The following is a 23,717-nucleotide window of genomic DNA, read 5'->3' on the forward strand; positions in this document are numbered from 1 at the left end:
CAGATGCGCTGATCCTCCGAGGGCGCCAGATAGCCGCGCCACTTCCCGGAATGCGCCAGCGAGCCGACCAGCAGGTGCGCGGTCTTGCCCCAGCCCCACGACTGCGGTGGATCGGGCAATTCCAGCCAGTCCCATTGGGTTTCATCCCCGGGCTCGTGCGGGATCACCGCGTTCGGGCGCTGCGTGGCGGTCCGGCAAGCCTCACAGACCGGGCGCAGGCTGCGGGCGCGGATGTTGCGGGTCAGGCTCTGATACGACAACCCGAACCCCAGGTCCTCCAGTTCGTCGAACAGGGTGCGGGCCCACAGGTGCGGGTCCTCGGTCAGCCTCGCGGTGATGTAGTCGACGAACGGATCGAATGGATCCGGGTCGGGCCGGGCGCGGACCCCGGGCGTGCCGTCACCGGCCAGATACTTGCGGACCGTCTTGCGGTCGAAGCCGGTGTGGCGGGCGATCGCCGAGATCGTCCAACCACGTTTGTGCAGGGCATGTACTTCCACATCGTCCTCCCATGTGAGCATGAGAAAGCGGGCCTCCTTCGATGGAGCAACTGGCGTCAGACACCAGCAGCTTCGAGGGAGGCCCGCCCTTCTCGGCGGAGCCACACGGGTGGGGAATTTCGATGAGCGTCAGTGGGGAAATTCAGTGAGCGCGGTCACTGAAGGGCGTGCGCAGCAGTGTGTTTGGCGCCGCGCCGGGCCACATGCATGTCGGTGTGGGGGGCGCTGTGTTCGTGGTCAGCTTCGCCGCTGGCTCGGGTGTAGAGGTAGGCGTGGTTGGTCTGGCGGCCGCGGCTGAGCCCGACGTAGGCCTGGGTGCGGGAGGCGGTCTCGCCGAGCACGGTATGGGCGGTGTCAACGGTGACACCTTGAGCGGCGTGCACGGTGACCGCATATCCAAGGTGGACATGCTGGCGCAGATAGTCACCCTCGAACAGGACGCGGGCTTTGTCGGTGAGCCGTTCAGCAGCGACACGGTTGGTGGTTTCGTCGACGCCGGCCACCCGCCACCGGTTGCCGTTGCGCACCTGATCCACCGCCTGGCCCTCACGGTGGTGGGGGCCGGGGTGCACGGTGATGGTGGGGTCGTTGTCGCGGCTGACGATGATGTCACCGACCCGCACCGTCTGGTCGCGGGCCACCTGCGCAGCGGGTCCCTGAGTGCTGAGGGTGTCGTGGAGGCGCTGGTTGAGGGCATCAGCGATGTCCCAGGTATCGCAGACGAGCAGGGTGTTCTTTCCGGCGGCGCGGTCGTCGAGGTAGGCCGCGAGTGCGTCGGCGGCCATGCTGACCTGATCGCCGGTGTGCAGACGGTCGTGGCTGCGGTACCAGCCGACTGCTCTGCGGAGTCGGTTGCCGCGCCCGTTGCGGATCGCTAGCGAGGCGTCGCGTTCGGCCGGATCGCGCATGCGCCACACCTGCGAGAGGCGCTGAGTCCAGGGCAGCTCGGTGCACAGTTGGTCGAACATGCCGCCGCGGGCTTTGACCGGGGCAAGCTGGTAGGGGTCCCCGACCAGCACGGTTTTCGCCCGGGCGGCGGTGGTGGCCTCCAACAGTTGGCCCAGCTTGGGGGTGGCCACCATGGAGGCTTCATCGACGACCACCACGGTGCGCTGATCGAGTTGCAGGGTGCCGTTGTCGAGCTGGTGCAGCGCTTTGTCGAGGGTCATCCCGTGATCGCCGGCACCGTCAGCGAGTGCTTGGTCGACCGCCGTCCCGGTGGGAGCGAGGACCAGCACCTCTTTGTGGACTCGGTGGGCGGCGGCGCGCAGGGCTTGCAGGGAGTGCGTTTTCCCCGCACCCGCGGGTGCGGACAGCGGATTGACCAACCACTGCGACATGCCGATCGCGGTCACCGCGCGCGCCTGATCCGGTGACAGCGCGGCCAGGTCGCTCGAGCGCACACCCAGGCGCGCACGCGCATCGGTGACACCCGCGGCCTCGAGGACGCGCATCTCCTCCTTGAGGATCGCGGTCAGCGTGTATTTCTCGTGTCCTTCGCGCTCATGTGCGGCGCGCGGTGCGCTCACCCGCAGGCCGATGCGCGCGGCGAGGTCCTCGATGCGCGCCCGCACATCCCGGCCCTCACCAGGATCTTCGTCATACGGCATGACCGCGCCGATCAGCTCGACGACATCGGCGCGCGTGAACGCGGCCTTATCGATGTGCGCTAGCGCGGCAGCGATACGCGCCCGCCCGGGGATGCGCGCTTGTGCGCGCCGCTCAGCGCGCGCGGCGAAGTGCGCATCGCGGTCCAAGTCCAGACCGCGCGCATCAGCGCGCCACGTTGCTTTGAGTTCTTCCCAGGCGAGCTGCTCGGGTTTGGAGGGCCGCGTCGCTTTCTGCGCGGTGGCCAACTGCGCGGCGGTGGGTTCACCGTCGACGACGACGAGGTTGTCTTTGGCCCATTCCCGCAGTCGGGTCGACCGCTGCGACCACGCCTTGATGCTCGCCGCGGTGACGCCGGCGATCTCGGCCATGCCGGAATGCTCATCGACGCGCTGCCATTCGAAGCCGCGCTCGGCGTGCAGCTCGTGACGCAGGGTGGCTTGGTAGATGATCCCGGCGGCCTTGGCTTCGTGATACAGCGACTTGGAGTCGATCGACACCAACCGGCCATCGGCCCTGGCCTGGCGGTTGGGCACGATGACGTGGGTGTGTAGGTGCGGGTCCCCGCACCGGCTCGTCTCATGCTGGTAGGCGATCGCCACCAGCCCGGGCAGCCGTTGGAGGTCTTTGTTGCTGGTCAGCGGGTTGTGCACCCGCGTGTAGCCGGCGTGCTCGTGCAGGTAGGTCATCGCGGCTTCGACGGCTTTGACGTGGGCGTTCTGCATGACCTTCTCGGACACGTCGTCAGTCAGCGACCGCAGCAGCGACACACTCTTGGGCGCGGCGAACATCAGGTCAAACCCGTGCACCCCGTTGGTCCCGAACGCCCGCCCCGCCTCCCCGCTGGGCGTCACGCCGTCGTCGAGCCACCGTGCCGCTACCTCGGTGTCAGCAAACCCGCCGTCGAGGGCAGCCCCGTCCAGTCCGGTGGCCTCACCGACGGTGGCCTTGTCGCCGACCACGACCCAGGTCGGGACCCGGGTATCGCCTTCGGAGTAGTACTCGCCCAGGCCGCCGCCGGCGGCCTGACGGTCCATCGACGCTTGCCGGGCCTGATTGGCGGTGTCGTTGTAGTAGCCGATGCTCCAGCGCGACAACCGCGAGATCGTCAGGTCAAGTCCAGGGACGTGGTGTACGACGTCGTCGTGTGATTCTTCGAGGTAGTTGGGTCAGGCGGTCAGTGCCGCTGGGGTGGCCTCCTGTTCTGTCGGTGTGTCGTTGACGGTGCGTGATTTGCTGAGGACGTCGAGGCCGAGGTAGCGCCGCGATTCTGCCCATTCGTCGTGTTGTTCGGCCAGGACGGCGCCGACGAGGCGGATCAGAGCGTTTCGGTCGGGGAAGATGCCGACGACGTCGGTGCGTCGGCGGATCTCCTTGTTGAGGCGTTCCTGGGGGTTGCTCCAGATCTGGCGCCAGATCTGCTTGGGAAACGCAGTGAACGCCAGCAGGTCCGCCCGGGCTTCTTCCAGGTGGTCGGCGACCTTGGGGAGCTTGTCCGCGAGGGCCTCGATGATCCGATCATATTGCGCAGCAACCGATTCAGCGTCTGGTTGATCGAACACCGGAATGCAACAATGTCCGACCCACGGCCCACGACGGACTTGGGAGTGACGGCCATCAGGTGGTCGTGTAATGCGTTCTGCACCGCTGCCAGGCCGCCCCGGGCAGCGTCGCCCCAATGGCCGCTACCAGCCCGGCATGGGCGTCGCTGGTGACCAATTTGACCCCGGACAGGCCGCGGGCGGTCAGCGACCGCCAGAACGTCAACCAGCCCGCTCCGTCCTCGGCGGTACTGACGTCAATACCCAGGATTTCGCGATGGCCCTCGGCGTTGACCCCGACCGCGATCAGGGCGTGCACGTTGACCACCCGCCCGCCCTCGCGGACCTTGAGCACCAGGGCGTCGGCGGCCACGAACGTGTACGGGCCGGCGTCCAAGGGCCGGGTGCGGAAGGCTTCGACGGCGGCGTCGAGTTCCTTAGCCATCACGCTGACCTGGGACTTCGACAGCGACGTGATCCCCAGGGTCTCCACCAGCTTGTCCATCCGCCGCGTCGAGACCCCCAGCAGGTAGCAGGTCGCGACTACCGTGGTCAGAGCCCGTTCGGCGCGTTTGCGGCGTTCCAGCAGCCAGTCCGGGAAGTAGGAGCCGTGGCGCAGCTTCGGGATCGCGAGATCCAATGAGCCTGCGCGGGTGTCGAATTGGCGGTGCCGGTAGCCGTTGCGGGAGTTGGTGCGCTCGGTGCTGCGTTCGCCGTATCCGGCGCCGCACAGGGCGTCGGCCTCAGCGCCCATCAGGGTGTGGATGAATGTGGCGAGCAGCTCGCGCAGCACGTCGGGATGGGCGGTGGTGAGTCGTTCGGCCAGCACGGTGGGCAGGTCGATATTGTGGGCAGTGGTCATCGCGTCGGTTCCTTTGCTCGAGAAACTTTGGTCGGTCTCTCGAAGAATCACGCGATGACCTTCAATCATTCGGCTACGACACGCCGGTACCGCTGATCAGGTCCGACTCGTACACCACCTTGGTGGACGCAACCGATCGTCAGCACGGTCGCACCGCCACCAGACCACCTCACCAAGCCGGACAGGCCGCCGCCAGGCGGCCGGGGTTCGGGCGCGCCAGCGCCCGAAGCCGAGTATTGCACAACTTGTGCCAATGTGCCGTGATTGTAGTTGTGTGGAAGAGGGAGGGAGTGGCCGGGTGAGGCGTTGGTTGCTGGTGATGGGCGGTGGGGAAGTTGCGGAGGGGTAGCAGTGGAGATGGAGTTGAAAGGGCTGGTGCGGGTTGGGTGATGCGGAGGAACGTGGAGAGGCGGCTGCTAGAGCTGTTGGTGCGCCGCGATAGCGGCGCCTCAGAACAGGTCCTCGCTTGGCTTGTGGACGGCGATTTACCCCCGGCGATGGGGCGCGATATCGCATGGCTCGACGTGCCGACCGAGTAGCGAAGGCCCCGAGCCAGATGCCTGATCAATGTTTGGGGAGCAAACAGCTACATCGGGTAGCGGCGGGCGTGAAACGCCCGCACGGCCCGCTTCGGTAGAAGTCGTTAGCGCAGCGCGGCGGGCGCGGCGTGCGTGGGTGATGAGCTCGTCGCGGCGGCTTGTTCGGCGGCGGCCGCGACGGTGCGCCGGTGTGCGGCGCGTTGCCGCGCTGTGGCCAGCGCCTCAAACGCCGCGGCGCGGCCCGGTCCGGTGGCGGCGGCTTTCCGCGCGCTCGGCCTTCAGCGTGTTCACGGCGGGCCTGTTCGGCGGCCGCGGCGCGCGCTTGTTCGGCGGCACGTGCCTGAGCTTCGCGGGCTTCGTCGAGCGCGGCGGGTCGGTCGCTCAGGCTGTTGTGGCTGGTGTGCCAGGCCAGCAGTGTTCCAAGCAGGGCGATAGGCCGGGCCGGCGCGTCGGGAATCCAATGTCCGGTGCCGAGCAGTCGGCCACCAACGCGGTCAGGTCAGCCGGTGTCCAGCCGGCGGCCGCCGGCGCGGCCAGCATCCCCGCCCAGCTGCCGGTGGTGTACATCCGTGCCCACGGCGGGTATCCGGTCAGCGCGCCACCTGGCGGCCAGCCGACGTCCCTGCTCGTCGGGGGCTCGGCGGCGCGCAGCGCCGTGGTGCCGGGCGGCGTGCGCCCGTGCGGGTAGTAACCGGATCTCTAAAACAGGGGGAGGTGGTGGTTACTGGGGACCGTTCCAGATGGGGTGACAAGCTGTGGATTACTCGGTTGATCTGGGGGTTTATCGTGCAGCGCCCACACCGAAGCCAGCCGCGGTGCCGGTCGCCCATCCGCCAGGAGGCCATCCGCTCGATGTAGGTGCGTTGGCGGCCGCGCAGAAGCCTCGTGGCCACGCCGAGCAGGCGTAGGCACTCGTGGGCCCGCTGGATGGTGCGCTCACAGAACCCGGTGGCGGCCGCCAGTTGGTCATTGGTGGGTCGGCAGTTTGCGGCCGGTGCTCCAGTCGGCGTAGCGCGCCATGGCCGCAGCGATCACGATGAGCGTCTTTTTCCGATCCCGCCGTCACACACATGCGGCGGCGCACCTCGGTGGCCGTAGTGCGCAGCTCGTACGCCACCGCGACGGTGGTGTGCGCCCAGTAGGACGGTCCCCCGCTCCAGCACGGCACACCGGCATAGGCGTCAGCATCAAGCTCCAAGCCGACGAACACACTCGGCGCCGGCATGTCCCGGCCCGAAAAGCCGGCGGCCGCGGCGGATCGCCAGGACCTCGGCGGTTGCCGGTGGTGCGGATAACACCGCGCCGGCGCACGACCGGGTACACCCCACGATACGTCGGCGGTGGTGCGGTGACCGGACCGCCGCCTCGAAAACGGCCGGTAATGGTTGCTATCTGATAAACCACGGTGCGCGTCATCTAGAACTGCAGACGGGTGTGCGCTACCGTGAGACCTGTCCAGCAAGACAGTCCCTTCGGGGATGGTGCGAAAGCACCGCAGAGTCGAGACTCCCAACTCGACTCGACGCGGCCCCTGGTTCCAGCCGGGGGCTTTCGTCGTTTAGCGGGTCATCCGCGCGTTATTGAGATGTGCGTAAGGTGGCTAGACCGCCCTCCCACTGCGGTCTGGCGCTGTATCTCAGATCGCTAGCGGCAGGACCTCCTTCTCAGATTTCGTGTCGAGTTCGCGGACAAGATGGGGGAAACCCATGTGTCGGCAGATGATGTCGGCCAGGTAGGGTGGACCGCTGCATTCCGAGTCGCTGATGGTCGCGCTCGACGAGCTCGGCTATTGGCAGCGGCAGACGCACTTTTGCGTGCGGGCCGATGACATCGTCGGCATGCGCCATGGTGGGCTGCGTTTCGAATAACAGCTGCTGCGGTAAGTGGCGCATCAGATCAGGCCGGCCGTAGTGGAAGCACACGATGTCAGTCAGCACAGCTGACCGGTCGACGCCGTAATCGGCCGCGGCTGCGGTCGCGGTGGTGAGAACGGTGACGGGAAGGGTTTGCGGTCATGACGGCTCGCTCCCCCAAGGACGGGCGGCCTCGACGAGTTGGTCCGGTCATATGCGCGATCCTGCCCGTAGCTTTGCCGGAAACGGCGCAGGCGCGCCGGTCCGCGCGGGCGGATTTCCGGCAAAACCAACCTCCCCACCCAGCGCGGTTATCGGGCCTCCTTCGCGGCATGTCCTTCCTCGTAGTGGCCGGGTTCGTGCGTGTGGGGGTGGCTGTCAAGGCTCGACCGGAGTTCGACCGCGTAGCGGCGTGGCCTTGACAGCCACCCCCACACGTTCACCACAAATCTGCGGCGAGGAAGGAGTTGCTGCGCTCTCCCCCACCCAGGCGCTTCTGACCTGCGCGTTTATAGCAGTCAGTGGTTTAGCCGCCGGGCTTCTGCACGGTGCCCCTGTAGAACGTGGCCTGCCATCCCTTAAGGGGTGAAGGCATGTTTCTACGAGCAATAGGGGCAATTGTGGCACCACAAAAGAAGGACCCGCCGCCACTGCTGACGGTGCGCAGCACCGTCGTGTTCTCGGGCGGCCGCCGTGGCCGCCTGGGGCTAGCGGGATCGGAACGTACATCGGCACCCGTGAGCCGCTAACGGCAGCAGTGACAGGCGGAGGGGTCTTCTTTCGCGGCGGCTGCCTGGCTGAATAAGCACGTTGGCACTTAGGCTGCCCCGTTCATCGGGCACGTTCAACGTAAAGACGCAATTCCGTCATTGCGTTGTTACGTTCTAACGTAGTTATGTTATTACGTCATGACGTAAGGTCTCGTATATGCCGATTCTTTCGTTGGTTCACACCAAAGGTGGTGTCGCCAAGACCACCAGCGCGATGTATCTCGCGACGGGCCGGCGTCTCGCGCGGTCTGGACGTGGTGCTCATTGACGCCGATCCCCAGGGCTCGGCGTTGGAATGGGCAGCCGATGCCAGCGCCGACGGTCCGATGCCGTTCCCGGTGGTGCCGGCCAGTCGAACCACTGACGGCGGAACGCGATCGAGATTTGACGATCGTTGACACCCCGCCTGGAACAGCGCAGGTGATTCAGGAGGCTATTGACGTTGCGGATCTGGTCGTCGTGCCGACTGGGGCGTCCCCCGCTGGACGTTCGCCGTGTCTGGCCGACTCTGGAGATCACCGCTCACCGGCCCACTGCTGTGCTGCTGACCAGTGTGGATCTACGCACCCGTCTTGCCGATGAAGTCCGTGCACTCTTGGAAGCGGAGGGCGTGCCGGTCATCGGGACCCCGATCCTGCGGCGCGAGGACGTGCGCCGCGCCTATGGCGCCACCCCTACTCGTTTGCACGGCTATGACGATGTACTGACCGAACTCCTGGAAGCGATGGGCCCATGTCTGATCTGACCTCGAAGATGGCCGCCCGTGTGCGCACTGAGCCCGCAAAGCGGGCGGCCGAAGCGTTCCGGTCGCCGGCAGATGACATGCAGCGGGCGACGGTCTACCTGCCCCGTTCCACTGTTCGCCGTCTCAGCAAGCCGCCCTCGATGGCGACACCAGCATGAGCAAGATCCTTACCGATTTGGCTGATCGGTGGCTTGCTGACAACGTAAAGACGTAATTACGTCTTTACGTCTAAAGCGTCTTGCACAACTTATGAAGTAGACCGGACTCGGGACGCCCTCGATCCGGCAAAAAGAAGATGGCTCCAACTCCGAAGAGTTGAAGCCATCTCCATGTAAATCGTGTGTCGACGGGGGGAGGCTTTACAGCCAGCGAGTCCCGAAGCGCGTGATAGATAGGCTACATGCCGGGACCGACCTACGCAATGACCGAGGCTGATGCGCAGAAGATCACCAGCTGCCTACAACTCCGCGGATGACCACCTATCGCCAGGTAGTCACGCACAAGCCGCAGCATGAGCAGACCCTCGCAGCCCTCGCGCTGTACCGCTGGAAACGTGGAGGTCTCGGCAGCGTTCATGGCGCCAATACATCTATGCGAGGTCGTGGTAAGGAATGCCGCCTCGGACGCGCTGACAGCCGTCCTACGGTCCACGGTGGGTGTGGGACCCCAGTTTCACCGGAGCGTTACCCGACCCTCCAAGACCCGTCTACAGCCCCAAACGGGACCTCATTCAGGTCAGACAGCATCACGCCACGGTGGGCAAGGTCATCCCGGAACTCAAATTTGTGTTCTGGGAAAATCTGTTCACGCGCAGACACGACGGCCGGCTGTGGAACCGCCATCTCCGTACCGTGCTGCCCAACCTCGATGCGAGCCAACCAACGAAACGTTCTTAGAAACACCGTTCGCTCGGAGATCGAGACCCGTACGCCACATCAGACATCGCGTCGCGCACCACGAGCCGATCTTCGCCCGCAACCTCCCAGGTGAATTGCAAAGCATGCAACGGCTGGTTCAGTGGCGATCTGCCGAAGCCGCGGCCTGGTTCAACGACATGGAAAAAAGTCACTGACCTGCTCAATGCCCGCCCCTAACTCCGTTAGCGCACCAAGACGCATTGACGCAATTACGTTAAGACGTAATTGCGTCAATGCGGTAGTACGTCATAACGTCATAACGTCATCTCGTTATCTCAGACGCTTGCCTACGTTTGTGGCTGGAAGCGTTTTGACCAGGCTGGGTAGCTGCCGAGGCTTCGAAGCAGCGGAAGCAGTGAGGGCCGCGGCGACCTGGCCGGGTCGTTGTCGAGGTCCTCTAGCGAAGCTTCAGTGACCCGCTCATAGATGTTCTCGGTGTAGGTCGGCCCTCGGTCCCCAAAATGCTGGTCAGTGAGGGTCCCATGACACCGCGTCGCGAAGGCCGTTCATCGAGAGTGCGAACCGCCAACTGCCGGTGTATCCCCAATGGTGCGAGACCGCCGCGGACAGTCGGGCTAGCAAGCTGACGTGACCGATGATCAACGCCTCGAACACCACGGTGGAGTCGGGTGGGGGGGGTAGACGTTGCTGAACGATCGTGTGGTCACGGCTCGCTCAGATGCTAGAACGAGTCGCCCGGATTCGGCGAAGACGATTTCGGCGGCGCGGTCGTTGCCCGTAAAACGTTGTCCGTCGTGCATGCCGGTGGTGAGTGCGACGCCGCCGGGTCGCCGGGCGAATCCGCTGGCCTGGACCAGTGTTGGTGCGTACGTCTGGTGTTGAGCGTCCGCAGCTGAGTGCACCAGTTGAAGCACTGTTTCTTGCCACGTCGATGATTCAGACAAGGCGACGAGCATGTCCTTCACGGGCGCCGAGCGGATCGGCCACCGCTACGAACAGGCGTTGGTCCTGGCCTGCGAGGTCGGTGCGGATGGTGCGCGCCTCTGCTCGCAGGTCGCGCCGATCAGCCAGTCGCCGGTCCAGGAGCCGCACGACCTCGGTGTTGGAGAGCATTCGATTGGTTTTGTCCCCGCCGGCCGTAATAGCGACCATCGACCATGTGCGGCGCTCGAACTGACTGCCGGAACGTGAACGACGAGGTAACCGAGGGTGGGATCGCCGGCGGAGTTTATGACGGTAGTGCGGATCTGTACCGCCTCGTCAACCCTCATTCGTGCAATCTGCTCGATGCGTTCGGCGAGTCCGTCGACAGGAACGGGCCACAGACCGGGCGGAGTGGTGTCCCTCGTCGACGCCGATCAGGATCGTTCCACCATCCAGAGCGAACGCAGCGATGTCTTTGGCTAGGTCTTTGTTCGCGGCGTTTCCGGATCCCAGCTCGCGCTTGAGGTCCAACCAGTGGGTTTCTTCCAGCAAGCCATTCAACGCTAACCGCTGCAGTTCTTCCTCCGTACGGGCGGGGATCGCATTCATGGGGTTCCTCGAACGGTCGGTCGCGACTAGCGGCTGAGCAGTTCGCGTAGGCGCTTCGCCCCGCGGTCAGACACCGACTGCGACGACAGGACGTAGGCGGCGGCCTGATCGGGAGTGAGCCGGCCGCCGCTGACGTGGGCGTTGAGAAATCGCCGTGCTTGGGCTTTGTCATCTGCTCCGGTCCAGCCGTTGCGACCGCCGTAGAAAATGACGGAATCAAGGTCTTTGCGCACGTCATCGCCCATCTCGGAGGTGGCGGCCTCTCCTGTCAGCAGGTTGATGGCGGCCGCGCCAGCAGCCCAGTCGGCCAAGGGTGTGGAACCCTCGACGACAGCAAGCGAATGACCGCGCGCGAGGCCCATCGCGAAGTGCAATGACCGTTCATCTGGCACGAAGGCGAGGACCGGTCCACGATCGGGCCGGCTGCGGCTTTGCGGAGTGGTGTGCCCACCCGCTCGGATGATCTCGTCGAGGTCGGCATAACCGAAGCTCCCGGCATTTTGAGCGTTGCTCACCAGCAGCGGGACGAGATCCTCGTCCTGGCTGCGTTCCCAGATCCAATCGGCGGCCAGGGCGATGGCGTCCTCATAAGGCCGATCTTCGACGTCATCGGGGACCCAGGCCGCGGCTCGCAGATGAGTCGACGGGTGCAGATCGGCGCTGGTCATGAGGCGGCTCCTGATGGCGAACTGAGTTTGGCCAGGTAGCGGTACGCCGTGGCGCGACTGATCCCGAATGCTTGAGCGAGTTCAGGGACTGGTTCGCCGGTTGCGGCGAGCCGGCGCAGCTGTTCTTGGCGTTCCGGGGTTAGCTTGGCCGGCTTGGTGGCGGGCAGTTGGCGAACGCGGCGGGAGTCACGCGAGGCGGCGCGGCGCTCGCGACCGAGCTCGAGCTCGAGTTCGGCGAGCGTCGCCATTATGGTGGCCACCGCGCGCCCTGTCGGTGTGCCGGTGTCGACGCCTTCGCGTAAGGCGCGCAATAGAATTCGGCGCTGGCCGAGATCGGCGATGGTGCGGGTTATTTCTACGACAGATCGGCCTAGTCGATCGATGGCGGTGACGACTACGGTGTCACCTTCGCGGGCGTAGTGAAGCAAGCCCGTCAGGCCTGGCCGATCGGTGTTCACTGCGCCGGAGATTTTGTCGGTGAAGACATGGTCCGATTCGACCCCCTCGGCGGCGAGCGCGGCGAGCTGCGCATCGAGGTCTTGGCCCAGAGTGCTCACCCGCGCGTACCCGAGGATCGTTGTCACAGCATCTACGGTCTCATTGCCCTCCGACAATGAGGATCTGAGACACGCGGTGTGAGACGAGAAATGAGATTGCACGACCAGCGGTTATGCGGCAGGGGAGGAGCGTCCGACGGGCTGTCTCGATTCTTTAGATACGAGACGGACGTCTATCCGCGCGCCAGAGCCTGGTCAAGGGCCGTGGTGAGGTCTTCGTAGCTGCGTGGCTGGATGCGTTCCCCGTTGAGGAAGAAGGTGGGCGTTCCTGAACACCCAGTGCGGTGCCGTCGGCGATGTCGAGCTGGATGCGTTCCAGGGTGGCCGGGTCGTTGTAGGTGGCGTCGAAGGCGCTCATGTCGAGGTCGAGTTGCTGGGCAAAGCCGCGGAACACGTCATCGGCGGCAGTCTGCTGCTCGCCCCATTCTGTTTGTGTGTCGTACATTTTGCGGTACATGGGTTCGAGTTGGCCTTGCTGGGCGGCGGCTTCCACCGCGCGGGCGGCGCGCTCGGCGTTGAAGTGCGAGCGCAGCGGGAAGTAGCGCAGCACGAAGTTCACCCGGGTGCCGTATTCGGCGCGGAGCTGCTCGATGGCGGGATACACCGCGCGGCAGCCCTCGCACTCGAAGTCGAGGAACTCGACGAAGTAGATATCGCTGTCGGGCACCGAGTTGAGCCGGTGGCTGTTCTCTCTGACCGTCTGACCGGCTGGTGACCCGTCAAGTGCAATGTCGGAAGTTGAGCCCGCGTCGCGGACGGAGAGAAACACCACGGTCCCCACGGTGGCCACCGCGATGACGAAAAGCGTGAGGAGCACGCGGGTGTTGGCCAGGATCGAGCCGAGGCCTTTCATCTTCATATCAACGTATTTTAGTATATGAATATGGCCGAGCCGCTCGATACCTGCGATCTTCTGTGTTTGGACCTGCTCCACGCGGAGGAGATCCGCGCCGCGGTGCCCGACAGCGCCACTGTGCAGGCCGCCGCTGCAGCTGCGCGTGGGTTGGGGGATGGCACTCGGCTGTCCATTGCGGCCGCGTTGGCCACTGGCGAGGAGTTGTGTGTCTGTGACATGGCCTGGGTGGTCGGGTTGTCTCAAGGTCTGGTGTCACACCATCTGCGCCAGCTCAAGAATGCGTCCCTGGTGTCCTCGCGGCGCCAGGGGAAGTTGGTCATGTATCGGCTGACCGAGCGGGGTCGCCAGTTGACGGCTTCGGTGCTGACCGGCGTGGCCGCGGTTGCTGAAGGAAGTCCGTTGTCGACTTCCAGGCGGAACGTGAAAAGCGTTGGCCAGCAACGCAATGCAACTGGTCTCGGTGGCAGTGTTGCTGTCGGTGACCGATCTCCGACCGCAGGACAGGAGCCAGTGTGATGCCAAGGATCAGTGCGCAGGCCCGGCTGGTGTATCGACGCGAGATGGAGGCGGCCAGGAAGGCCGACGATGCGCTGGTGCGGTGGCGACATCTGGAGCGGGCTCATATCGTGTCGCAGCCAGATCCGTGGCTGCACACCTGCAACCACGCCGCGATGCTGGTGTTGGCCGTGCGTCAGCGCGATCGCCGCGAAGCACTTGGGCAGGTGCTGCGCCTCATTGTCGCCGCCCCCGGGTCGATGAGCGGTCGGTATCCCGTCGGCAACACCGGCCGCGTCACGGCAGGGTTGATGACGCCGATGCCCATTCCCGACGATCTCGCCGCAGCCGTCACCAGTAGATGAGCGCCGCCACGGCGACCGGGCAGGCAAAGCTGCTGTCTTCGTGGAGGTGTCAGGGTTCGGTGGTGAGCCGGTCGAGTAGCGGCCGTAGGTCTTCGGCCAGTAGTGCCATGAGGTATACCGCTGCGACCCTGTGGTGGCGGTCCAGGACCATCGTGGTGGGCACCACGCTGGTCGGATAGTTACGTCCCAGGGTGATGAGGCTGCGCAGTGAGGGGTCGAAGATGGAGGGATATTGCACGTTGCGGTCGGTGACGAAATCGCGTGCAGTGTCCCGGTTATCGCGGACGTCGATGCCAAGGAATTGCACGCCCCGATCGCGGTACTCGGTGTACACCGTTTCCAGTTCCGGTGTTTCGGTGCGGCAGGGCGCACACCAGGAGCCCCACACGTTGATGACGACGACCTTGCCGGTGAAATCGGACAGCTGGATCGGTTCGTCGGTGAACAGATCAGGTCCGGTGAGATCGCCGATCGTGCCCCGTGTCGAGGGTGGGTCGTAGAAGATCGCGGTTTGGCCGCCGGGTGAGACGAAGTCGAAGGTGCCGCCTTGGGCCACGGCATCTTCGCCGGTGGTGCAGCCGGTGACCGAGGCTGCGGCGACGACAACGGCTGCCACGACGGCGATACATCGACTGAGGCTCGGCACGAAAATTCCTTTCGATGACCACGTTTGTCGCCGATTGCATCGCCGGTGTTCCTGGCTGCCTAGTTTTCAAAGGCGAGGCCGCTGACCAGGATGAAGATGCCCAGTCCGATCAAGACGATCGGGAACAGGACGTGTTCCCAGCGTTCGAGGACTTCGGCGATCGGGCGGCGGGTGGCGACGAATCGGGCGGCGAGGACGAGGACCGCGACGAGGGCGAGGAAGACGATGCAGTAGGCCACCACGGCCGCAGGTCCCACGCTCAAGAAGACCGGGACGTAGACCCCGATGTTGTCTCCGCCGTTGGCGAAGGTGACTGCTGCGACGGTTAAGACACCGACGTTCTTGCCGGCCACCTTGTCGTCGTCGTCATCGTCATCGTTGCCACGCCAGGCTTCCCAGGCCGCCCACAGTCCCAGGGCCAGGGGTATGAGCCCGAAGTACGGGATGACCTCTGGGGGAAGGAACGCTCCGGCGCCCAGTGTCACCACCACCGCCGCGCCCAGAATCCCCGCAAATCCGAGGTATTGGCCTGCGGTGATCCGGGCCGTGGTGCCGCGTTGTCCCGCGCCGCGGGCGAAGAACAGCGAGAGCACGATGATGTCGTCGATGTTGGTGACGATGAACAGGCCGATGGCGGGCAGAACAGACGACACGATCATGCGCCTGCCCCCGTGTCTGCGGTGTCGTTTACCCGCCCATAAGTCACCACGCCGGTGTGGCCGGCGGTCACGACGGCGCGCCGACCGGCGCCGCGCGAGTGGGGCTGGCTGCCGGATCGGCCGGCGCGCCGGCCAGCGGTGTGCTGCGTCCGGCCCGCACGCCGTTGGCGATGACCACGATCTCGGCAAGTTCGTGGACCAGCACCACGGCGGCCAGCCCGAGCACCCCGAACAAGGCCAGCGGCATCAACACGATGATCAGGCCCAGAGACAGGCCGACGTTTTGCAGCATGATCCGCCGCGCCCGGCGGGCATGACTGAACGCTTGGGGAAGGTGGCGCAGGTCTTCACCCATCAACGCCACGTCGGCGGTTTCGATGGCCACGTCGGTGCCCATCGCGCCCATCGCGATCCCCACGTCGGCGGTGGCCAGCGCGGGAGCGTCGTTGACGCCATCACCGACCATCGCGGTGGGGCGCTGAGCCCGGAGCTGTTCGATCAGCCGCGCTTTGTCTTCGGGGCGCAGCTCGGCGTGCACGTCCTCGATCCCGACATCGCGGGCCAGCGCCGCGGCGGTGGCCGTGTTGTCGCCGGTGAGCATCGCCACGTGATAGCCGTCGCGGCGCAACCGGGCGACCACCTCGGCGGCCTCAGGCCGCAGCTCGTCGCGCACGGCGATGGCGCCGATCACTTCGCCGTCGTCTTCGACGAGGACCGCGGTGGCCCCGGTCCGCTGCATGCGGGCGACGTCACCGGCGAGCGGGCCGGGGTCGAGCCAGCCGCTCGCGGACCCTGCGTGATTCAGCGGTCGAGACTCCCGGCGCCAGGCCCTCGTCAATGTCGGCCTGACGCACCCAGGAGCGCACCGACTCCAGTCCGTAGCCGAGCTGGCGGGCCACCCGCGCGACCGTGCCCTGCTCAGTCCCCAACTCCGCCCTCAGGGTCCGGACCATCCGCACCGCGGCGGCCTTCTCCTCCGGGCTATAGCGGCGAGTGGTCGGTTTCCCCGGCGACTGCTCCTTCGGCATGACTCCATCCTCGTTTCCAAGGTCAGGAGCCTCCGGATTTCCCAGAGCGTGTCAAATCTGGATCTGGCGTCAGCCGCGAGACACCCCACGGCGGCAACGCCGAATCAAATGAGCAGAGCGGTAGTAAGGGGAACCCAGCTACTACGCCGAGCACAGAAGGTTCCGGCGCACCGAGTCCCCCCGATCCCAGTTCACTCGAAAACGCTTACGCGGCAACTGGAACACCGACGCCAATGCCAGCGCCGATGACACCCGCTAGCGGTGGGTTGTCGGCTACGGGCAGTAGCGGCGGCGGGTTGAAGATGCCGGGTGCGGGTGGTTTGTCGGGGGCTGGTTCTGTCTCCCCGGAGAGCGGTGCTGGGGGGTTGAATCCGGCTGCGGCGGCGGGGTTGTCGCCTGGGTCGGGAGGTGCTGGTCTGCCTGCGGCCGCGGCGGGTGGGGGTGCGTCGACTCCTTCTTCTGACTTTTCGCGGGGATTCAACGCGGGTCTGGCGGGTGGTGGTTCGGTGTTGCCGCCGCCTGTGACCCCGCCGCCGGCGCAACCGGCGAGTTCGACGGTTGGTGCGTATGGGTCTCCGAGTGCTGGGGGTGCGCCATCGGTGCCGGCTGGCGGCGGTCCGGTGGCGCAGAGCGCACCTGCTGCTGCGGGCGGATCAGCGGCACCAGCTGGGCCGGTGGGGACACCGATGGTGTCGCCGACACCTGCGCCCGGGGGCCCGTTACCACCCTTCAATTCCGACATTGCCCCGCGCCAGGTGTCTGCGGCGTCTGCGTCGTCGGCCCCACCTGGTGCACCAGCAGCCCCGGCGTCGCCGGCTGCGGGTGGGCCGGGAACACCGCTGCCTCCTGGAGTGGTGGCGTCGGGAGGTGCCGCGGCTGCTGCGGGTGCGGTGGCGGGAGTGAGATCGGCCGCGCCTGATCCGTTGCTGGCCAACGCGTGCGCGTTGGTGGAGGAGCTGATGAAGGCTTCTCGCCATTACGGCACCATCGACTGGTGTGTGGGGGTGTTCAAGACACCTGCGAGAACCCGGACCGTGGTGACGTCCGGCGAAGGCGCGGGGTTCATCCCGGCGGGGGTGCATCTGCCTAAAGGGGTGGAGTCGTTGTTCTCAGATTCTGGTTTGGACAACGCTTTTCGGCGTCGCTGGTTCGGCTGGATCAATCCGGCGCAGACCATGGTGGCTTACGGGAACTCGGTGACCGCGCTGGACCCGAATATTGAGCTGTGGGCGGTGGCGGTCTCGACGGGCTTCGGCGGATCAGCACAGCCGGCCCGGGCCGCTGGGGTGCCGCACTATGCCGACTGCTCCATGCACACCACCGATACGCCCCTGGGTGGGGGCGTGGTGCAGCCGCCGTTGGATGAGACCCGGTTACACCGCTTACAGGCCCTCAATCCGGCCGCCTACGCGCAGTTGAACACCGCAACCCCGGTCGACGTGCGCGAATCACTGGCCATCACCAGACAGACTGCGCACGTCACGTTCACCCAGGCCGGTGAACTCCTGACGCTGCCGATACCGCCGCTGCTGCGCGAGATCGCCACCCACCTCGACCGCGGCACCGCCATCACCGAATCGCAGTGGGACGAACTCGCTAGTGCCGTGCTACCGATGGCGATCACCGACAGCTCGGGTCAGCGGCCCGGCCGGATCGGCACCGACACTGAGGCGTCGTCGTACGCGCGAGTGCAGCACAATGTGGCCCGGCTCGCGGAGATGCTGCTGTTGTGGCGCCGCGGCGCCCCAGATCACCGGGAGGTGGTCTATCTGGCCCACCATGTCGCCGCTGAACGCCAACTTTGGGTTGGCCACGAGGATGGCGGTGTTCGATGAATGCAGACGTGTCAGTCAACGAGTGGAATCCGTTAGAGGTAGCCGCTGAGGCGACAATTGCTGCCGCCACGGCCGCGTTGGTGTGGGAAGGCCAAGACAGCTACGGGGTACTGGAACGGGTAGCCGGAGCCACAGCGAAAGGCATCGCAACAGCTCGGATTGCCGCCGAAATTATGGCTGACGTCACCACCTCAGTTCAGTTCACTGCGGCCGACGAAGATGCGCGCGGCGGCGCTGTAGCGGGGCTTCCGGGGTGGCTGGCGCCGCGGTGGGCGGCGTCCGTGCGTGGCGCACTGGACGAACTCGAAGCCGCCGGGCGGCCCGGCTACGCCATGGTCAAGGCGATCACCTGGCCTGCCTTGCGCAGCGTCGCGGTGTGGACCCAAGACGGGCCGCTGCAGACATGGCAGACGGCTCTGATTGTGAGCGAGGCGCGGACTGCTCTGGCTCACCGCGTAGGCGTCTGGGCATAGGGCTGAATCAGAGTTCGAGGCCGTCGACGTCGCGGCCACGACCTCGGCCGCGTGACTGTTCGGCGCTGTGTTCCAGTCCGGCGCGGAAACGTTCGTAGGCCTGGTGGAGGCTCTGTTGAGCGTGGGCATGCTCGCGCCAGGCGGACCGCCAGGTGCCGCGGCGTTGCTCATGGCGGTCGAGGACCTGGCCGATGATGTCGGGGAGGTGTTCGCGGGCGGTGTGTTCGGCTTCGACGTGCATGGTGCGGGGGCGGTCGTCGTTGGCCAGGATCATCTGATGACGGCGCTCATCGAAAATCCCCGGCTGTGCTCGCCGAAATTCCTCACCTGTGAGCAGCGGTCAGTGTAGTTGTTGGCGGGTGCCGGTGGTGGTCCGGCGTAGGGTTTCAGCGGCAGCGTGATGGTCGCGTAGCCGGTAGGACTCGCCGTCGAGGTTGATGACGACCGAGCGGTGCAGCAGGCGGTCGAGCATGGCGGCGGCCACGGTGGTGTCGCCGAGGATCTCACCCCAGGCTCCCACCCCGCGGTTGGTGGTGATGACGATGCTGGTCTTCAAATACCGTTGGGAGACAACCTGAAACAACGCCGAGGCGGCTTCGGCGGGCAACGGCAAGTACCCCAGCTCATCGATCACCAGCAGCGTCGGACCGGCGAAGAACCGCATCGTGGTGGCCCAGCGCCCCTCGATCGCTGCGCGATGACACCGGGCGGCCAGGTCGGCGGCGGTGGTGAAGTAGGTCCGGTAGCCGGCGTGTGCTGCAGCGCGGGCCAATCCGACGGACAGATGCGTCTTGCCGGTGCCCGGTGGCCCGATGAGCAGGATGTTGGTCGCCGATTCCAGGTAGCGGCAGGTGCCCAGTTCGTCGATGAGCTTGCGGTCGATCCCGGCAGCGGAGTCGACGTCGAAGTCGGCCAGGGTGGCCGGTGTGGGCAGGCAGGCGAACCGCAACCGGCCGGCCAGTCGGCGGGCGGTGGAGGCCTCGACTTCCACGGCCAGCAGCCGCTCCAATGCGACGGTCAGGGACAGGCCTTCGGCGGTGGCCTGGTCGAGCACCGCGGGCAGCGCTTCGGCGGCCGCGGTGAGTTTGAGTTCGGCCAGGTGTGAGCGCAGCTGCTGATAGCGGCTCGCCGCCGCCGACGGCGACTCCTGGGTGGCGGTTGTGGTGGTGGTCGTGGCGTTGGGCGGCGTGGCGGTCATTGGATGGTCCTGTTCTGGGCGGCCCGCTCGTAGGCGGACAAGTCGATGACGGTGGAATCGGTTGACGGAGTCGATGTTTCAATTGCGGTGGTGGATGGCCGCTTGATTGCAAGCAGTTGCGCGGCAGCGGCTTTGGCGGCCGGTCCCGGTGGGATGCGTTCCTTGCGGCGATGCGGACGCCCGGTGGCTGCGGTGGCCATCGCCGCGGTGTCCAAGGCGATGACATGCCCGCTGTCACGCACCATCACCCCAAGCCCGTCGGCGGCCATCCGGTGGCGAGCGACGATGATCCCGCTCGTGGTGGCGATGTCGCAGAACTCGCCGCCGACCGGATGGGACACCACGACCTGGGCGGCGGCCAGTTCCGGGGGCACCGAGTAGCGATTGCCGCGGTAGGGCACCAATGCCTGCCGGGACGCGGTCCGACGCTCGGAGACGATGACGGGATACGCCTGCGCCGGCGCCGGGTGTAGCGGTTCGGCCTTGGCCACGACAGCGACCGAGGACCGCCCGTCAGCGGTGGCCCGCATTCGGGTGTCACCACGGACCCGGGCGAAGCGATCCACGCTGGCCTGGGCCGCCTCCACGGTGGCCTCGTCGGCCAGGGTGCGCCACCAGCGTTGCGCGGCGGTGTGATTGACCTTCTCCACCACGCCCTTGCGGTTGCCGCGCCGGGCCGGGCAGATCGCCACCGCGACGCCGTAGTGCTTGGCCACCCCGGCGAACGATGCCGTCACCCGACCCGAGCCGGGGTCACACACGGTCGCCATCCGATCGAAGCGCCACACTCGCGTGAGTCCACCGAGGCCGCGGGTGACGCGGTCCAGGCCGGCGACCAGATGCGGCTGATCCTCCGAGGGCGCCAGATAGCCGCGCCACTTCCCGGAATGCGCCAGCGAGCCGACCAGCAGGTGCGCGGTCTTGCCCCAGCCCCACGACTGCGGTGGATCGGGCAATTCCAGCCAGTCCCATTGGGTTTCATCCCCGGGCTCGTGCGGGATCACCGCGTTCGGGCGCTGCGTGGCGGTCCGGCAAGCCTCACAGACCGGGCGCAGGCTGCGGGCGCGGATGTTGCGGGTCAGGCTCTGATACGACAACCCGAACCCCAGGTCCTCCAGTTCGTCGAACAGGGTGCGGGCCCACAGGTGCGGGTCCTCGGTCAGCCTCGCGGTGATGTAGTCGACGAACGGATCGAATGGATCCGGGTCGGGCCGGGCGCGGACCCCGGGCGTGCCGTCACCGGCCAGATACTTGCGGACCGTCTTGCGGTCGAAGCCGGTGTGGCGGGCGATCGCCGAGATCGTCCAACCACGTTTGTGCAGGGCATGTACTTCCACATCGTCCTCCCATGTGAGCATGAGAAAGCGGGCCTCCTTCGATGGAGCAACTGGCGTCAGACACCAGCAGCTTCGAGGGAGGCCCGCCCTTCTCGGCGGAGCCACACGGGTGGGGAATTTCGATGAGCGTCAGTGGGGAAATTCAGTGAGCGCGGTCACTGAAGGGCGTGCGCAGCAGTGTGTTTGGCGCCGCGCCGGGCCACATGCATGTCGGTGTGGGGGGCGCTGTGTTCGTGGTCAGCTTCGCCGCTGGCTCGGGTGTAGAGGTAGGCGTGGTTGGTCTGGCGGCCGCGGCTGAGCCCGACGTAGGCCTGGGTGCGGGAGGCGGTCTCGCCGAGCACGGTATGGGCGGTGTCAACGGTGACACCTTGAGCGGCGTGCACGGTGACCGCATATCCAAGGTGGACATGCTGGCGCAGATAGTCACCCTCGAACAGGACGCGGGCTTTGTCGGTGAGCCGTTCAGCAGCGACACGGTTGGTGGTTTCGTCGACGCCGGCCACCCGCCACCGGTTGCCGTTGCGCACCTGATCCACCGCCTGGCCCTCACGGTGGTGGGGGCCGGGGTGCACGGTGATGGTGGGGTCGTTGTCGCGGCTGACGATGATGTCACCGACCCGCACCGTCTGGTCGCGGGCCACCTGCGCAGCGGGTCCCTGAGTGCTGAGGGTGTCGTGGAGGCGCTGGTTGAGGGCATCAGCGATGTCCCAGGTATCGCAGACGAGCAGGGTGTTCTTTCCGGCGGCGCGGTCGTCGAGGTAGGCCGCGAGTGCGTCGGCGGCCATGCTGACCTGATCGCCGGTGTGCAGACGGTCGTGGCTGCGGTACCAGCCGACTGCTCTGCGGAGTCGGTTGCCGCGCCCGTTGCGGATCGCTAGCGAGGCGTCGCGTTCGGCCGGATCGCGCATGCGCCACACCTGCGAGAGGCGCTGAGTCCAGGGCAGCTCGGTGCACAGTTGGTCGAACATGCCGCCGCGGGCTTTGACCGGGGCAAGCTGGTAGGGGTCCCCGACCAGCACGGTTTTCGCCCGGGCGGCGGTGGTGGCCTCCAACAGTTGGCCCAGCTTGGGGGTGGCCACCATGGAGGCTTCATCGACGACCACCACGGTGCGCTGATCGAGTTGCAGGGTGCCGTTGTCGAGCTGGTGCAGCGCTTTGTCGAGGGTCATCCCGTGATCGCCGGCACCGTCAGCGAGTGCTTGGTCGACCGCCGTCCCGGTGGGAGCGAGGACCAGCACCTCTTTGTGGACTCGGTGGGCGGCGGCGCGCAGGGCTTGCAGGGAGTGCGTTTTCCCCGCACCCGCGGGTGCGGACAGCGGATTGACCAACCACTGCGACATGCCGATCGCGGTCACCGCGCGCGCCTGATCCGGTGACAGCGCGGCCAGGTCGCTCGAGCGCACACCCAGGCGCGCACGCGCATCGGTGACACCCGCGGCCTCGAGGACGCGCATCTCCTCCTTGAGGATCGCGGTCAGCGTGTATTTCTCGTGTCCTTCGCGCTCATGTGCGGCGCGCGGTGCGCTCACCCGCAGGCCGATGCGCGCGGCGAGGTCCTCGATGCGCGCCCGCACATCCCGGCCCTCACCAGGATCTTCGTCATACGGCATGACCGCGCCGATCAGCTCGACGACATCGGCGCGCGTGAACGCGGCCTTATCGATGTGCGCTAGCGCGGCAGCGATACGCGCCCGCCCGGGGATGCGCGCTTGTGCGCGCCGCTCAGCGCGCGCGGCGAAGTGCGCATCGCGGTCCAAGTCCAGACCGCGCGCATCAGCGCGCCACGTTGCTTTGAGTTCTTCCCAGGCGAGCTGCTCGGGTTTGGAGGGCCGCGTCGCTTTCTGCGCGGTGGCCAACTGCGCGGCGGTGGGTTCACCGTCGACGACGACGAGGTTGTCTTTGGCCCATTCCCGCAGTCGGGTCGACCGCTGCGACCACGCCTTGATGCTCGCCGCGGTGACGCCGGCGATCTCGGCCATGCCGGAATGCTCATCGACGCGCTGCCATTCGAAGCCGCGCTCGGCGTGCAGCTCGTGACGCAGGGTGGCTTGGTAGATGATCCCGGCGGCCTTGGCTTCGTGATACAGCGACTTGGAGTCGATCGACACCAACCGGCCATCGGCCCTGGCCTGGCGGTTGGGCACGATGACGTGGGTGTGTAGGTGCGGGTCCCCGCACCGGCTCGTCTCATGCTGGTAGGCGATCGCCACCAGCCCGGGCAGCCGTTGGAGGTCTTTGTTGCTGGTCAGCGGGTTGTGCACCCGCGTGTAGCCGGCGTGCTCGTGCAGGTAGGTCATCGCGGCTTCGACGGCTTTGACGTGGGCGTTCTGCATGACCTTCTCGGACACGTCGTCAGTCAGCGACCGCAGCAGCGACACACTCTTGGGCGCGGCGAACATCAGGTCAAACCCGTGCACCCCGTTGGTCCCGAACGCCCGCCCCGCCTCCCCGCTGGGCGTCACGCCGTCGTCGAGCCACCGTGCCGCTACCTCGGTGTCAGCAAACCCGCCGTCGAGGGCAGCCCCGTCCAGTCCGGTGGCCTCACCGACGGTGGCCTTGTCGCCGACCACGACCCAGGTCGGGACCCGGGTATCGCCTTCGGAGTAGTACTCGCCCAGGCCGCCGCCGGCGGCCTGACGGTCCATCGACGCTTGCCGGGCCTGATTGGCGGTGTCGTTGTAGTAGCCGATGCTCCAGCGCGACAACCGCGAGATCGTCAGGTCAAGTCCAGGGACGTGGTGTACGACGTCGTCGTGTGATTCTTCGAGGTA

The 23,717-nt window shown here is 66.4% G+C and carries 17 protein-coding genes and 6 pseudogenes; 9 read left to right on the forward strand and 14 right to left on the reverse strand.

Annotated features, from left to right (window positions below; translation table 11 throughout):
* Positions 1 to 8: 8 nt before the first annotated feature.
* The 3 genes and pseudogenes from FZ046_RS27710 to FZ046_RS26960 form a co-directional block, all read right to left on the reverse strand.
* Positions 9 to 521 (reverse strand): annotated as a pseudogene (locus tag FZ046_RS27710) (IS21 family transposase); the annotation flags it as partial.
* 134 nt (positions 522 to 655) lie between these two features.
* Entirely contained in the window at positions 656 to 3,205 is a 2,550-nt protein-coding gene (gene mobF, locus FZ046_RS26955; RefSeq protein ID WP_246183112.1) for a MobF family relaxase, read from the reverse strand.
* A 72-nt stretch (positions 3,206 to 3,277) separates the two neighbouring features.
* Positions 3,278 to 4,511, reverse strand: a pseudogene (locus FZ046_RS26960) (IS256 family transposase).
* A 999-nt stretch (positions 4,512 to 5,510) separates the two neighbouring features.
* Here FZ046_RS26960 and FZ046_RS27585 point away from each other — a divergent pair.
* The 4 genes from FZ046_RS27585 to FZ046_RS28075 all read left to right on the forward strand — a co-directional run bounded on the left by FZ046_RS27585 (position 5,511) and on the right by FZ046_RS28075 (position 10,487).
* Positions 5,511 to 5,738 carry a hypothetical protein gene (locus FZ046_RS27585; RefSeq protein ID WP_170292540.1) on the forward strand — a complete coding sequence of 76 codons (228 nt, stop codon included), beginning with the start codon at positions 5,511 to 5,513 and terminating at the stop codon, positions 5,736 to 5,738.
* Between the two features lie 2,371 nt (positions 5,739 to 8,109).
* Positions 8,110 to 8,418, forward strand: coding sequence for a hypothetical protein (locus FZ046_RS28065; RefSeq protein ID WP_246183113.1), 309 nt, complete (start codon positions 8,110 to 8,112; stop codon positions 8,416 to 8,418).
* A 755-nt stretch (positions 8,419 to 9,173) separates the two neighbouring features.
* Entirely contained in the window at positions 9,174 to 9,314 is a 141-nt protein-coding gene (locus tag FZ046_RS28070) for a hypothetical protein (protein ID WP_246183114.1), read from the forward strand.
* 936 nt (positions 9,315 to 10,250) lie between these two features.
* Entirely contained in the window at positions 10,251 to 10,487 is a 237-nt protein-coding gene (locus tag FZ046_RS28075) for a hypothetical protein (RefSeq protein ID WP_246183115.1), read from the forward strand.
* A gap of 69 nt (positions 10,488 to 10,556) precedes the next feature.
* On the opposite strand, the gene FZ046_RS28080 is transcribed toward FZ046_RS28075, so the two are convergent.
* The 4 genes and pseudogenes from FZ046_RS28080 to FZ046_RS27005 all read right to left on the reverse strand — a co-directional run bounded on the left by FZ046_RS28080 (position 10,557) and on the right by FZ046_RS27005 (position 12,913).
* Complete coding sequence (locus tag FZ046_RS28080) at positions 10,557 to 10,829, reverse strand: AlbA family DNA-binding domain-containing protein (protein ID WP_246183116.1); 273 nt, start codon at positions 10,827 to 10,829, stop codon at positions 10,557 to 10,559.
* A gap of 26 nt (positions 10,830 to 10,855) precedes the next feature.
* Positions 10,856 to 11,497: a hypothetical protein gene (locus FZ046_RS27715; protein WP_176749671.1), complete on the reverse strand. Its 642-nt coding sequence runs from the start codon at positions 11,495 to 11,497 to the stop codon at positions 10,856 to 10,858.
* A complete protein-coding gene (locus FZ046_RS27000; protein WP_070356066.1) occupies positions 11,494 to 12,081 on the reverse strand; it encodes a recombinase family protein in 588 nt (195 codons plus the stop codon). Before FZ046_RS27000 ends, FZ046_RS27715 begins: the two co-directional genes overlap by 4 nt.
* 146 nt (positions 12,082 to 12,227) lie before the next feature.
* A pseudogene (locus FZ046_RS27005) lies at positions 12,228 to 12,913 on the reverse strand (DsbA family protein).
* Positions 12,914 to 12,937: 24 nt separating this feature from the next.
* Here FZ046_RS27005 and FZ046_RS27010 point away from each other — a divergent pair.
* Together FZ046_RS27010 and FZ046_RS27015 are read left to right on the forward strand one after the other, a co-directional pair.
* Positions 12,938 to 13,297: pseudogene (locus FZ046_RS27010) on the forward strand (ArsR/SmtB family transcription factor); the annotation flags it as partial.
* Positions 13,298 to 13,425: 128 nt separating this feature from the next.
* Positions 13,426 to 13,770, forward strand: coding sequence for a DUF3703 domain-containing protein (locus tag FZ046_RS27015; protein ID WP_070356074.1), 345 nt, complete (start codon positions 13,426 to 13,428; stop codon positions 13,768 to 13,770).
* A gap of 49 nt (positions 13,771 to 13,819) precedes the next feature.
* On the opposite strand, the gene FZ046_RS27020 is transcribed toward FZ046_RS27015, so the two are convergent.
* The 4 genes and pseudogenes from FZ046_RS27020 to FZ046_RS27035 all read right to left on the reverse strand — a co-directional run.
* On the reverse strand, positions 13,820 to 14,416 hold the full coding sequence (locus FZ046_RS27020; protein WP_070356068.1) for a TlpA family protein disulfide reductase: 597 nt from the start codon (positions 14,414 to 14,416) through the stop codon (positions 13,820 to 13,822).
* A 59-nt stretch (positions 14,417 to 14,475) separates the two neighbouring features.
* Positions 14,476 to 15,075 (reverse strand): cadmium resistance transporter, encoded by a 600-nt coding sequence (locus FZ046_RS27025; protein ID WP_070356069.1) that lies wholly within the window; start codon positions 15,073 to 15,075, stop codon positions 14,476 to 14,478.
* Positions 15,076 to 15,142: 67 nt separating this feature from the next.
* Positions 15,143 to 15,856, reverse strand: a pseudogene (locus FZ046_RS27030) (HAD-IC family P-type ATPase); the annotation flags it as partial.
* A pseudogene (locus FZ046_RS27035) lies at positions 15,828 to 16,103 on the reverse strand (transposase); the annotation flags it as partial. The pseudogenes FZ046_RS27035 and FZ046_RS27030, both read right to left, overlap by 29 nt.
* Positions 16,104 to 17,002: 899 nt before the next feature.
* Here FZ046_RS27035 and FZ046_RS28085 point away from each other — a divergent pair.
* The 3 genes from FZ046_RS28085 (at position 17,003) to FZ046_RS27050 (ending at position 18,760) form a co-directional block, all read left to right on the forward strand.
* Entirely contained in the window at positions 17,003 to 17,938 is a 936-nt protein-coding gene (locus FZ046_RS28085) for an EspK C-terminal domain-containing protein (RefSeq protein WP_246183110.1), read from the forward strand.
* Entirely contained in the window at positions 17,935 to 18,411 is a 477-nt protein-coding gene (locus tag FZ046_RS27045; RefSeq protein ID WP_070356070.1) for a hypothetical protein, read from the forward strand. The genes FZ046_RS28085 and FZ046_RS27045 overlap by 4 nt, the downstream gene beginning before the upstream one ends.
* A gap of 67 nt (positions 18,412 to 18,478) precedes the next feature.
* On the forward strand, positions 18,479 to 18,760 hold the full coding sequence (locus FZ046_RS27050; protein ID WP_149484379.1) for a hypothetical protein: 282 nt from the start codon (positions 18,479 to 18,481) through the stop codon (positions 18,758 to 18,760).
* On the opposite strand, the gene istB is transcribed toward FZ046_RS27050, so the two are convergent.
* The 3 genes from istB to mobF (FZ046_RS27065) form a co-directional block, all read right to left on the reverse strand.
* Positions 18,752 to 19,609 carry an IS21-like element helper ATPase IstB gene (istB, locus tag FZ046_RS27055; protein ID WP_070356438.1) on the reverse strand — a complete coding sequence of 286 codons (858 nt, stop codon included), beginning with the start codon at positions 19,607 to 19,609 and terminating at the stop codon, positions 18,752 to 18,754. The two genes, FZ046_RS27050 and istB, sit on opposite strands and share 9 nt — an antisense overlap.
* Positions 19,606 to 20,967, reverse strand: a complete 1,362-nt coding sequence (locus FZ046_RS27060; protein WP_070356439.1) for a Mu transposase domain-containing protein — start codon at positions 20,965 to 20,967, stop codon at positions 19,606 to 19,608. The genes istB and FZ046_RS27060 overlap by 4 nt, the downstream gene beginning before the upstream one ends.
* Positions 20,968 to 21,101: 134 nt before the next feature.
* Positions 21,102 to 23,651 (reverse strand): MobF family relaxase, encoded by a 2,550-nt coding sequence (gene mobF / locus FZ046_RS27065; protein ID WP_246183112.1) that lies wholly within the window; start codon positions 23,649 to 23,651, stop codon positions 21,102 to 21,104.
* Between the last annotated feature and the right edge of the window lie 66 nt (positions 23,652 to 23,717).

This window comes from Mycolicibacterium grossiae (assembly GCF_008329645.1).
GTDB lineage: Bacteria > Actinomycetota > Actinomycetes > Mycobacteriales > Mycobacteriaceae > Mycobacterium > Mycobacterium grossiae.